We start from the raw sequence: 12,484 nt of genomic DNA, 5'->3' as shown, positions 1-12,484 counted from the left end.
GTATGTTGCTTCTCAAGCGCCATATTCGCCAGAACCCGCGCTGTATCCACACCTTCGACCGTTTCGCCAAACAGTTCGCTCGACAACATTTCAACGACTGTGCGGCCAGTTCCCAATCCTTGGCCTAGGCGGCTGTTACGCCCTCCGCCAACAGTGACATGCAGATCGCCCAATCCGGCCAGCCCGAATGCCGTTGTGGTTTGCCCGCCCAGCCTCTCGCATAGTCTGGCCATTTCCAAAGTTGCCTGGGTGAAGACTGCAGCCGTCGGATTCTTAGATTGGCCGTCCGCACGTCTTTGATCGGGATACCGCGTCTGCATGGCGCTCACGCCGATCGCGTAGAAATTCTTGAGCGCGGCACAAGCTTCGACGCCCGTGACGTCCGTCGTCACCGACAGACGGTAATAGTCCGTTTGCATGATCGCGGCGAGCTGTTCGGCGACCGAAATATCCTCACAGGCGTAGATGCATGCCGTCGGCAGACGGTTGGCGAGTTCGCGGGCGATACACGGTCCGCCGATCCCGATGAAAGCGCTCATCAGCGGAATACGGGAGGGAAGCGTTTGGGCATAGGTCGATACGGCGGAACCCGCAGACTCAAGTCCTTTTGTCACAAAGGCTATGGGACAGGCCTCCGTCATGACCCGGTTAAGAATGTCGGTCACCCAGCCAATGCCTGGGCTACTCACTCCGACAACAATGATATCCGCGTTCGCGAGGTGCTCCGATCGCAGTTCGTCGAAGCGGATCGCCTCGACGCCGGCGGGCGGGGCAGCGTCGAGTTTGGGATGGATCCCGCCCGGACGCCGCATGGTAACGACGATGTCCTGATCGAGCGGCGTGCCGACGAGCAGCACCTTGTGGCCGTTGTCTGCAGCGGGTACGCAAAGCGCGGTGCCCATGACACCCGCACCGARTACAACGATTTTTGCCACGGTAATCCTCCTCTTGGTGTGGTTCGAAACGGAAAGCCGACCCGCTACCGCATCATAGCAGCGACATTGCCGCCATCGACCGTGATAACCGCGCCGGTGCTTGAGCGCGCCTTAGCGAGATGCACGAAGGCGGCTGCCACATCGGCACCCGTTACCTCGCGGCCAACAAGGTTGCCGCGCATATAGGCTTCGGGTGTCAGGCCGCGCGCGCGGCTTCTTTCAGTGACCATCTCGTCCGTCATTAGACCCGTGCGGATCCGGTCAGCATTGACGGCATTGGATGTGATGCCGGATGCGCCGTGCTCGACTGCATATTGGCGCATCAGCGCCATCAGCGCGGCCTTGGAGGTGCCGTAGGGGCCGAAATCCGCACCTGGATTGACAGCCTGCTTGGAAACATTGAAGACGATGGCGCCGCCGGTCTTCTGCTTCTCCATCACACGCACGGCGGCTCGGGCCATGTAATGATGGCTCCAGAAATTCAATTCGAACGCCTTCCTGAACGTCTCCTCTGGCACGTCGATCAGCGAGCCCTGAAAGGCTGCTCCTGCGTTGGAGATCAGGATGTCCACCCCGCCGAAATGGCTCGCCACCTTGGCAATGGCGGCATCCACTGCGGCCGGGTCGGTCACGTCGCAGGCGACGCCGAACCCTCCTAGCCGCTTTGCCTGGTGAGTTACGGCGTCCTGTGCAATGTCGATCAGCGCAACCTCGGCGCCCTCGGAGCGAAGTGCTTCGGCGATGGCGAGGCCTAGTCCGCCGGCGGCACCTGTCACGACTGCTATCTGCCGGGTCAGGGGCTTTTCCACCTGCTTGGTCAGCTTGACCTGTTCGAGTGACCAGTATTCAATATCGAATAGGTCAGCCTCGGAGAGCGCTTCAAAGGATTCGATGCCCTCCGCCTTGGTGATAACATCGACCGTTGCTTCTGCCACATCTGCACCGACGAGTGCGTTCTTGCGCGTGGCGCCCGCGGCGAACAATCCAACACCCGCAACGTAAAAGACACGCGGCATAGGATCGAGCATCGTTTTTCCGCCGCCGACGCGACCATTGTTGCGTTCGAAATAAGCCCGGTAGTCCGCCTGATAAGCATCAACGGCGACCTGGGCCATGTCCTTCCAGGTATCGAGTTCGCCTGCCACCGGTGCCGGCAGCGCAACACCGTGGCGCTTGATATGGATGACATGCTCCGGCGTCGCATTGCCGCGCCTGACCAGGCTCTCCACATTTTCCGCATTGCAGAAGTCGAGCACGCTCTCTGTGCAGCGGTGTTCCAGTATCAAACGTTTCGGTGCGCCCTCTAAGCCGGTATCGATGGCGATGGCGCCGCGCAAGATCGGTGCGATTTCCGCCACACTGGCGAGCGATTTTGGCACTTTGGCGGAAGTAAACGGCTTTGCCCGACCTTTCGCCAGCCTGTGTTGCGCGCGGTCGATCTTAGCGATCATGTCCTCATAGGCCGCGCGCGGATCGTCAGACCAAGTGAAAATTCCGTGTTTCAGGAGAACCATGCCGTCGCCTTTGGGATTGGCGCGGAAGGCTGCATCACAAGCCTTCGCGAGAAGGAAGCCAGGCATCACATAGGGCACGACGATCGTATCAGGGAACAGTTCTCGGATAAGGTCTTCGCCATGCGGCTGGTTTGTCAGAGAGACTATCGCGTTAGCATGGGTGTGGTCGATATGCCGGAATGGCAACAGGGCGTGCAGGATGGCTTCGACCGAAGGGTTAGGCGCGTTCGGATCCATCAGCAGCCGCCGCTGCAACATCACCATCTCATCATCGCTCAGCTCATCGAAACCGACCATCGCTTTCAGCGGGTCCAACCGCACGGCCGGCAAGCCCTGTGGCTCTATAGTGCCCATGTCCCAACCGCTGCCCTTGACACAAAGCACATCAACCGAGGTGCCGTCCCGATCAGTCCATGCCGTCTTGACCGATGTATTGCCGCCGCCGTGCAGCACTAGTTCCGGATCCTGTCCGAGCAGTCGCGTTGTATAGGTTCGGACCGCTAGATCGCGGTTGATGCCCTTTCCAACATAAGCCTCGACCACGGATGTAAACTCGGTGTCGTTCCATCTCGATTTCATGACTATCACCTCTCTTCCCGCGTTGTTGGCGAACCGGGTTACAAACGTTAGATATCTAGATGCGTATGTGTCAGACCCGGTTTTCCGTTGCGGCGTCGAAGACGTGGACCTTTTCGGGCGCAATCGAGAAACGGACATCCATCCGCTCGTCAAAATGCGCAGACTTGTCGACGATCGCCAGGAACTGACCTTCCGGCCCCTCGCAGCAGAGCTGAGCTTCATGCCCCATGCGTTCGATTAGCAGCGACCGGGCTACAATGGATCCCTGCGGATCGACCGTGACATCTGTCGGGCGGACGCCGCAGATCACCCGCTGGCCTGCAGATAGTTTGAGGGACGGCTCGAGCCGGATAAGGCCGGCCTTGGTCTCCGCAGCTGGAGCTCCCTGGTCCGCGACGATCGTCCCCGTCAGGAAATTGATCGCCGATGAACCGATGAAATCGGCGACATATTTGCTTGCGGGTCTATCATAGACATCGTCGGGCGTGCCAATCTGCTCGATCTTCCCGGCTCGCATGACGACGATCTTGTCGGCCATCGTCATCGCCTCGATCTGGTCGTGGGTCACATAGATCGTTGTCGTCTTGAGACGATTGTGCAACTGCCGGATTTCGGTGCGCATGTGCGCACGGAGCTTGGCATCGAGATTGGAGAGCGGCTCGTCGAACAGGAAGACCGCCGCCTCGCGCACCATGGCGCGACCCATGGCGACCCGCTGGCGCTGGCCGCCGGAAAGTTCTTTCGGATAGCGCTGGAGATACGGCGTCAGATTGAGGATTTCGGCGGCATGCTCGACCCGCCGCTTGATTTCGGCCGGTGGCTGCTTTGCCACTTCGAGACTGAAGGCAATGTTTTCGTAGACCTTCATTGTCGGGTAGAGCGCATAGTTCTGAAACACCATGGCAATATCACGGTCGCGCGGATGCATATCGTTCACCCGTTTGCCGCCGATGAAAAGATCACCTTCGCTGACGGTTTCGAGCCCGGCTGTCATGCGCAGCAAGGTGGTCTTGCCGCAACCCGAAGGCCCGAGCAGCACGACGAACTGGTGATCCTCGATCAGGAACGAAATATCCCGCATGATGTTGAAGGCACCAAACGACTTGCCGATGCTCTTGTATTCCACGGTTGCCATAAATTTCTGCTCCACTCGTCTTCTAGTATTGCTGACGGTCGCGTGCCGGTCAGTATTTCTGCCGGGTCGGGGTGATGACGATTTCCTGCACGATCGCCTTTTGAGGCAGATTGTAAGCATTGAGGWTCAACTCGGCGACGATATCGGCGGAAATGCCGCCGCCGATCGCCTCCTTGTTGGCCTTGTAATTGGCGAGCGTAGTCTCGTCCTTCACATGGTCGAGCACCTCGGTGTCGATGATGCCAGGCGACAGAACGATGACGCGCACATTGTGCGGTGCCAGATACTCGCGGAAGCTTTCCGAGACCGCATGGACGAAATATTTGGTGCCGCAGTAGACGGTGTGATCCGGATAGACCTTGCGGCCGGCGATCGAACTCATCATCATCAGCGTGCCGTGGCGGCGAGCGATCATGCCGTTCATCACCGCATGGACGGAATTCATTACGCCCTTGGTATTGATGTCGATCATCTCGTCCCATTCTTCCGGCGGCTGCTTGGCGATGTCGCCGAGACGGGCGATGCCGGCATTGGCGAACATCATGTCCACCGGGCCAAATTGACTTTCGGCGTCGGCGACGGCTGCGGTCAGTGCGGCGCGGTCACGGACATCGACTTGTTTCAGCACGGCGTCCGGCAGCCTCAGCGCCTCCAGGCGATCGAGACGGCGTGCCATCAGCAGCACCGGGTGGCCGGCGGCCGAAAAGGCCCGCGCCGTCGCCTCGCCGATGCCGGAGCTCGCACCTGTAATTGCAATCAGCGGCTTGTCCGCCATGTTTCAGCCTCCCGCATTTGTTTTGTCGATCCCCGGGATGCGAATGCCACTGGAAGAGGGCAAGTGGCATCGCAACCCCAGGAACCGTTTGTTTGGCAGACGGCGGAAAACCGCCGCCCGTCCAATCAACCCTTAATCACGGTGCCAACCTGGGCAGCGATGTCGTCGAGGGCTTCCTTTGGCGAGCCGTAGCTGCCGGCGAAATACTTGCCCAGCCCAACGGGGATCGTGTCGCTCGACAGCTGTGCCCACTCTGGCAGGTCCGGTTCCGAGCCCATGTATTTCGCAATCGTCTCGCGCACGATCGGCAAGTGACGGGTGGTGCCGGCACCGACGCGAGCATTGGCGAGAACGCGCGGATCRTCATAGACGCTGGTGCGGGTCGGACCCGTACCGCCACCAAGCGTGGTGATGAGGGCCTGTGTATCGRCGCAAGTCGCCCACTGCATGAACAGCCAGGCTGCATCCGGGCTCTTTGAGTATTTCGACACGGCAAGAGACGACCCGCCCTGGTGACCGACGCCGGGGATTTCGCCGTAACCGGTTTCCTTGACGGTGCGAAGGGCAATCGGCTGCGGCGGCACTGCAACTTCGCAAAGGCCCGAAACCTTGGTCTGGGTCGGATCGTCGAAATAGGGAAAGAATTCGCCCCAAGACAGCATCGACGCGGCAACACCCTGTGCCACCGACTGGCCCTGACCATCCCAGGTCCAGCCATCGACGCCTGGAGGCATGGTTGCCTTGAGCTTCGTCCAGTATTCCAGCGCCGCAACGCCCTTTTCGTCGTTACCGGTGAACTTGCCGTCCGGTCCGAAGATCGAGCCACCGTGGCCCCAGAGCCATGCGGTCCAGTCGCATTCCAGGCTGTAATGGCCGGATTTCATCTGGCCGCTGGTGCCGTAGACGTTCGGGCCCATCTCGTCGGTGATGGTCTTGGAATTGGTGTACAGTTCCTCGAGCGTCGCYGGTGCCTTGAGGCCGAGCTTCTCGTAGATATCCTTGCGATAGATCATGATGAAGATCGGGATGTCGTAGGGAACGCCGACCCAGCGGTCCTCATACTTGGCGATACCGTCAACCAGTGCCGGCAGGAAGTCATCGATATTGTAGTTCGGCATCGCCAGGTCGGCTTTGGCCTCGATCTGCTCGCGTGGATCGAAGACGTCCTTGCTGAAGGATGCCGCCCAGCTCTGGTCAATATAATAGAGGTCATAGGTGCCGAGCGATGAGGCCACGTCGAGTGTCAGCTTCTGCAGAACTTGCTCCAGCGGCAGAACCTCGATCTCGACCTTGATGCCGGTGGCTTCCTCGAAATATTTCTTCAGCTGCGAGTTGATGGCGTTTGACGGGGGTGTCGATTCCGTGGCGAGTTTGAGCGTGGTGCCGGCAAACGGCTTGCCGACGTCCTGCAGCCACTTGATCACTTCCGGCGACGGCTGCAGTGCTTCCTGTGCATTGGCCTGCGAGAACCCGCCAAACGGCCGGCGACCCAAACCCATGCCGAGTGCGCCGGCACCCAGGCCCAGCTTGCCGGCGGCCATCAGGAAGTCGCGGCGGGCCATCTGGCCCTTGACGAACCTATCGGTGATCGATGCGAGATGCATCTTTCTAATACTGTCCTTCATCCTCTTCTCCTCCACTTTTAAACGGACGACAGAATTGCCGGCCGGATATTCAAGCGCCTCCGCGCCGAATTACTGTTTCAGCGACCCCATCGTCAGGCCACGCACCAGATGGCGCTGGACCAGCAGGATCACGATAAAGGCCGGTACGATGGCCGCTGCACCCAGCGCCGCCATGTTGCCCCAGGCCGTTCCAATCGATGTCACGAAGGTCGACGACACCACCGGTACGGTCTTTAGGCCGGTCTGCGTCAGCGTCAGCACGAACAGGAATTCCGTCCAGCTGAAGATGAAGCAGAGAACCGCGGTCGCGGCGATGCCGCCCTTGGCCATCGGCAGGACGATGCGCCGGAAGATCGTCCAGCGCGACGCGCCGTCAAGCAGCGCGCTTTCGTCGATCTCGGCCGGGATATCGTCGAAGAAACTCTTCAAGAGCAGCACCGCCAGCGGCAGGTTCATCAGGCCGTGGATCAGGATGACGCCGATATAGGTGTCGAGCAGGCTGAACTGCTTGAAGATGAAGAACATCGGGATGGCGACGGCGACCGGCGGCATCATGCGGGTCGACAACACCCAGTTGACGAACTCGTGCCGGCCGCGAAAATTCATCCGTGACAACGAATAGGAGGCGAGCGTCGCGACGATGATGGCGAGCACCGTCGACATCGAGGCGACGACGATCGAATCCCAAAGCCGGGGCGCCATGTAGAAATTGCCGCCGCCGGGATTGACCGTTTCCTGCGTCCCGAAACCGAAGCCGAGCGAAACGCCGAATACCTGCTCGAAATTCTTGACCGTCGGTTCGAAGACGAAAAATTTCGGCGGCCAGTTGAAGATGTCCTTGGCGTTGCGGAAAGCAACCGACGTCCAGAAGTAGATCGGGAAGAAGAAGGCTCCCACGACGAGCCAGCCGGCGATCGTGCGAAGTGTCCGTGTCCCAGCGCTCTGGTGCATGTTACCACCTCACCTTGAAGACTTTGATGAAGACGTTGGCCATGATCATCACCATTGCCAGGCTGACGAGGCTCAGCGTTGCGCCATACCCCCATTTCAGGAACGAGAAGGTCTGCTGCCAGGCGTAAAGGCTGACGGTATAGGTGGCCGTTCCCGGGCCGCCCGAGGTCATGACGAAGACATAGTCGAACACCCGGAAGAGATCGATGCCGCGCAGGAGCACGGCGACCGCGATGACCTTCGACATCATCGGCAACGTCAGCCGGCGGAACATCTGGAAGGACGAGGCGCCATCGATCATCGCTGCTTCATAGGGCTCGGCCGGCAGCGAGCGAAGACCGGCCATGAAGATCAGCACCATGAAGGGCGTCCACTGCCAGATTTCAGCGACAAGCACGCCGGCCAAAGCAAGGGATGACGTGGCAAGGATTGGAGTCGATTTGTCGAGCAGACCCATCGTGTTGAGCAGATAGGGGAGCACGCCGAATTGCGGATCCTCCATCAACAGGAACATCATACCGGCGATGGCGGGGGGGATGACCAATGTCATCGACAGTGTGGCTCGCAGTACGCTGAAGCCCGGCAGTTCGGCATCCAACAGCATGGCGATTGCCATGCCGAGGATGATTTCGAACACCAGCGCGACAATGAAATAGAGGAAGGTGACGCCCAGCGCGCTCCAGAAACGCGTGTCGTTCCAGAGCTGAACCCAATTCGCCATGCCGACGAATTTCAACGCGCGCTTTGTCGGCACGAATTCGTGAAAGCTCAGCCAGACGTTGTAGATCAGCGGATAGATTGTGAATACCACGAGCAAGCAAACCAGTGGCAGGAGCCACGGGATCGGCGAGTCCGATATTGCAATGCGTTTCACCTGTGCGACGGACATTCCGTACCCTCCAGCGAGCGGACTGCGGCTATTGCGCCCGGCATGAGCGCGCGTCACCGTTGCCAAACCCGCACTCCTCTGCCGGTTCAGCTCTGCTCGATCCTGTTTCTCTACGCCGGCGCAAGCCGGCATGCGTCATCAAAGCTGCGGCCGGTCAGTGTGCCGCTGCTTTCTTCTCACTGTGCATGCCTGTCGCGGAGCGTTGCTCTGCCATCCAGGCATCCAATTCGGTAATCTCGTTCAAGCCCATGCGGATGCCGGCTTTTGTCCGGCGAAACACCACATCCTCGGCCGTGCGCGCATACTCGCGGGTCATCAGGAAACGGACCTCCGCCTCCGTCAGGTCGGCGCCGAAGGACCGGCCCAGGTCAGCCCGTGTGCGGGAACCGACCAGAATGGCGCGCGCCTCGGAACCATAGTGCCTGACAAGGCGCCGCGCCGCGCGTATGTCCAGAAATCCATAGTCCCGCGTAAGATCCTGAGCCAGGAACTCTGCTGAACCTGCGGGAAAGTCGCCGCCGGGCAAGGCATGCTTGCCCGTCCAGTGCGCCCTTACACCCCACTCTGGGAACCGCGTTGCCAACTTCTGCATCGCATTCTCGGCAAGGCAGCGATAGGTTGTAATCTTTCCACCGAAGATACTCAGAAGCGGTGCTTCGTCTTCCGCGCCGTCGAATTCCAGCACATAGTCGCGCGTGGTTTCCTGCGCATTGGCAGCACCGTCGTCGTAAAGTGGCCGAACACCGGAATAAGTCCAGACGACCTCTTCTCGCGTCACCCCGGCCTTAAAATAGGAAGAGGCTGCCTGGCACAGATAGTCGATCTCGTCATCCGAAATACGGACGTTTTCGGGTTGATCCTTATGATCGACATCGGTTGTGCCGATCAGTGTGAAGTCGTCCTCGTACGGGATGGAGAAGACGATACGTCCATCGGGATTCTGGAAAATGTAGCAGCGATCGTGTGCGTACAGGCGCGGTACGACAATGTGAGAGCCCCTGACGAGCCGGATTTTTGCTTGCGTCTTCCGGTTCAAAACGATGGCCAGAACCTGGTCCACCCACGGACCGGCGGCATTGACAAGCGCCCGGGCAGAAATTGTCTCGCATCGCCCGGTTTCAGCATCCTCCACGGTCACATGCCACAGCCCGTTCTCGCGGCTTGCCTGCACGCAACGTGTGCGCGTGCGAATGTCGGCGCCCCGTTTTTCCGCGTCGCGCGCATTGAGGACGACGAGGCGGTTGTCCTGTACCCAGCAATCGGAATATTCGAACGCGATGGCGGACACGTCGCGAAGGGGTGCGCCGACGGGATCACGCGAAAGCTTGAGTGTCCGTGTTCCCGGAAGCTTTTTCCGACCGCCGAGATGATCGTAGATGAACAATCCGAGCCGCAACAGCCACGCCGGCCGCAGCCCCTTGCGATGCGGCAGCACGAAACGGAGCGGCCAGATGATATGCGGCGCTATGTGCCACAGAACCTCCCGCTCGCGCAGCGCATGGCGCACGAGCCCGAATTCATAGTGTTCGAGGTAACGAAGGCCACCATGAATGAGCTTGGTCGACGCCGATGACGTGGCGGAGCCAAGATCCGACTGTTCGCACAGAAAGACGCGGAGCCCGCGACCGGCCGCGTCGCGCGCCAGACCAGCGCCGTTGATTCCGCCACCGATGATCGCCAGGTCGTACGTCGCCATCGTCATGCAGTCGGTCTCCCCTTGCGGGCTTCCAGAAGACGGTCTGCAACCTCGACGAAACCTTGTCCGCCTTCAGCGGCCGTTACGTAAGTCGGTTCAGCCTCGATGCGGCCTTGAAAATGCAGGACATTGGCAACGCCGCAGGCGTTGGGAAAGAAGTGGAACATCGGCGCATCGTTCGGACTATCGCCGACGAACACGACCTTGTCCTTATCCCGGTCAATGTCGAGCCCGAGCACGTCGGCCGCGAAACGGCGCGTCATCGTCAACTTGTCATAGGCACCATACCAGCCGTTGACATGGATGGACGAAACCTTTGCAACCGCACCCTCCTCCTCGAAGATCCGCTTGATGCGGTCCACTGCGCTGGCCGGCAAGGATGGCACATCCTCAGAAAAGTCGATGGCGAGGTCGGCCTCGCGATAAAGCTGGTCGGCCGAAATGGCGGTACCKGGCACTTCGGCCAGGATGCGAGCGCGCACTGTTTCCAACCGTTTACGATCATCGGCGCGCTGATCGCTACTGATCGCGAAAACACGGCGCATGCGCCGGCTGTGTTGATCATAGGAAAAATAGAATGCGCCGTTTTCACCTACAACGCCTGAAACGGGCCACATCCGCGCAATCATATCGCACCAGCCAGCGGGTCGGCCGGTGATGGGAGCTACAGCAATGCCGGCGTCCAGAAGTCGCTCCAACGCCTGATAGGCGCAGGCCGGCAGACGTCCGTCCGTGGTCAGCGTGTCGTCTATATCGGCAAACAGAGTATGGATCCTGCCTGCATCTTCCAACGGCATTTCGACGATGGCGCGCATGAGATCACACCTCCCCGCGCGAGAAGTCTTCGAGAATGCCTTCGTCGGCGGCGATATCGAGAAACGAATACCGGTTGCGCATCTCGCGGCAGTGAACCACCGCCTCACGGTAAAAGTCGACCGGGACGCCGAGTTCCTGTGCCGTCGTGGGACCACCTGCTGCCTTGAGCAGCCGCGTCATTTCTTCGACCGGAATGACGAAGGCTTTCAGTTCCTCCCGCAGTACCGGCCAGATCTCGGCGATCTTTTCATTGAGCGCGCCGATTTCTTTTTCATCGAAGATCTTGGGCTGAATCTCATTGAAGCATTGTTGGGCAATATCTGCGCCCATGCGACGCGACATTCCCTGAAGATCGATCCTGGTTGCCTTCATTTTCGGCGGTGACGCGTTTTCCAGATAGTGCCGCTGTAAGCGGCCCATGGTCAGCACGCCGACGCCAACCTGCTGGCCATGAAGCGTCCCCGGATGGCGGTCTCCCGCGAAGCAATCGATGTAGTGGGAGATCTGGTGCTCGCCCATAGAGCCATGGTTCGACATGCCGGTAAAGGAGACACCGAGACCGCACATCGTCAGAACACGGTAGAGGTAGCCGTTTGCGGAGACATCGCCGCGGTTGATCCCCTCGGCGCGCCGGTTTAGCTCCGCCTCGTCCTCCTGCTGAATGATATAAGGCGCGTTATCGTAGGCCGTCCCGAAGAGACGATGCGACAGCCACCAGTCCACCTGCGCCACAGACCGAACGAGGCAATCGGCGAAGCCGGCAGCCGATAGATAGGTGGGCGCCGCAGCGGCGACAGAAAGGTCAACAAAGAAACCCGCCGGCGCATGCGATGGCAAAGACACTTTGAGACCGTTGTCGAGGGTTATAGACGCGGTGGTCGAGGTATAGCCGTTCATCGAGGCGGCGGTGCCGAATACACAATACCGCCGTCCATCGAGGCCGGTCACGTATTTCACCAGATCGTTGATCGTGCCCGACCCCACTGCGACCACACCTTCGGCGCCTTTCAGTTTTTCGGTCAACACAGCCACATTCGCCATATCGGCATGCGGATGGTCGAGAAGAACGGTCTTGACGGGGCCGAGCGATCGGAGAGCATGGGCGATGCGTTCACCCATCGCATCCCAGGTGGCGTGATCGGCCACGACTGTGAATGTGTTGCCTAGCCCTAGTCCGGCAACCAGTTCGGCTTCCCGTCCCTCAAGGCTATCTGCGATGACGATAGATTCGTAAGGCACAGTTGCTGGTTTGCCCGTCTCCGGATCCACCCAGCGCCCGGCGACGATATCATCAATCAACGCGGTCCAGCCGCCCTGGGGAGCGCTTGCGGCGCCGCCCTGGTTCCCTGTCGTTTCCATTCCTGATGTCCAGTCTTATTGTGATGAAAACAAAAGACACCCGCCACTGACACTTGTCAATACATAAATCAAATAGCCTTGACATTTGCCATTCGGTGTCATCAGATAAGGTGGAAACAAGGAAACACTGAGGAAACACATGCTGGACGCAGGCGTCACCCTGCCCACGGAGTTCGACGACGCCGTCAATTGGGCCGCATGGCTCTATTA

At 59.6% G+C, this 12,484-nt stretch carries 10 protein-coding genes; all 10 read right to left on the bottom strand.

The features are described 5' to 3' along the window. On the bottom strand, positions 1 to 935 hold a 935-nt coding region (locus AC1D1Z_RS28225), incomplete at its 3' end, for an NAD(P)H-dependent glycerol-3-phosphate dehydrogenase (RefSeq protein WP_477852266.1). A gap of 44 nt (positions 936 to 979) precedes the next feature. Then, positions 980 to 3,028: a bifunctional aldolase/short-chain dehydrogenase gene (locus AC1D1Z_RS28220; protein ID WP_018245329.1), complete on the bottom strand. Its 2,049-nt coding sequence runs from the start codon at positions 3,026 to 3,028 to the stop codon at positions 980 to 982. A gap of 70 nt (positions 3,029 to 3,098) precedes the next feature. After that, on the bottom strand, positions 3,099 to 4,163 hold the full coding sequence (locus tag AC1D1Z_RS28215; protein ID WP_018245330.1) for an ABC transporter ATP-binding protein: 1,065 nt from the start codon (positions 4,161 to 4,163) through the stop codon (positions 3,099 to 3,101). 49 nt (positions 4,164 to 4,212) lie between these two features. Next, entirely contained in the window at positions 4,213 to 4,938 is a 726-nt protein-coding gene (locus AC1D1Z_RS28210; RefSeq protein WP_477852265.1) for an SDR family oxidoreductase, read from the bottom strand. A 125-nt stretch (positions 4,939 to 5,063) separates the two neighbouring features. Continuing rightward, positions 5,064 to 6,563 carry an ABC transporter substrate-binding protein gene (locus AC1D1Z_RS28205; RefSeq protein WP_477852264.1) on the bottom strand — a complete coding sequence of 500 codons (1,500 nt, stop codon included), beginning with the start codon at positions 6,561 to 6,563 and terminating at the stop codon, positions 5,064 to 5,066. Between the two features lie 69 nt (positions 6,564 to 6,632). Next, positions 6,633 to 7,514 carry a carbohydrate ABC transporter permease gene (locus tag AC1D1Z_RS28200; RefSeq protein ID WP_018245333.1) on the bottom strand — a complete coding sequence of 294 codons (882 nt, stop codon included), beginning with the start codon at positions 7,512 to 7,514 and terminating at the stop codon, positions 6,633 to 6,635. 1 nt (position 7,515) lies between these two features. Further along, positions 7,516 to 8,403, bottom strand: a complete 888-nt coding sequence (locus AC1D1Z_RS28195; protein ID WP_018245334.1) for a carbohydrate ABC transporter permease — start codon at positions 8,401 to 8,403, stop codon at positions 7,516 to 7,518. Between the two features lie 154 nt (positions 8,404 to 8,557). Beyond that, positions 8,558 to 10,105 (bottom strand): glycerol-3-phosphate dehydrogenase, encoded by a 1,548-nt coding sequence (glpD, locus tag AC1D1Z_RS28190; protein ID WP_018245335.1) that lies wholly within the window; start codon positions 10,103 to 10,105, stop codon positions 8,558 to 8,560. Then, positions 10,102 to 10,914, bottom strand: coding sequence for an HAD-IIB family hydrolase (locus AC1D1Z_RS28185; RefSeq protein WP_018245336.1), 813 nt, complete (start codon positions 10,912 to 10,914; stop codon positions 10,102 to 10,104). Before AC1D1Z_RS28185 ends, glpD begins: the two co-directional genes overlap by 4 nt. A 4-nt stretch (positions 10,915 to 10,918) precedes the next feature. Further along, positions 10,919 to 12,274 (bottom strand): sn-glycerol-1-phosphate dehydrogenase, encoded by a 1,356-nt coding sequence (locus AC1D1Z_RS28180; RefSeq protein WP_018245337.1) that lies wholly within the window; start codon positions 12,272 to 12,274, stop codon positions 10,919 to 10,921. Between the last annotated feature and the right edge of the window lie 210 nt (positions 12,275 to 12,484).

The sequence above is a fragment of the Rhizobium sp. P1_E1 genome (assembly GCF_056406015.1).
Note: the sequence above shows the minus strand (reverse complement) of the source record. Positions and strands in the feature narration are given on the sequence as shown.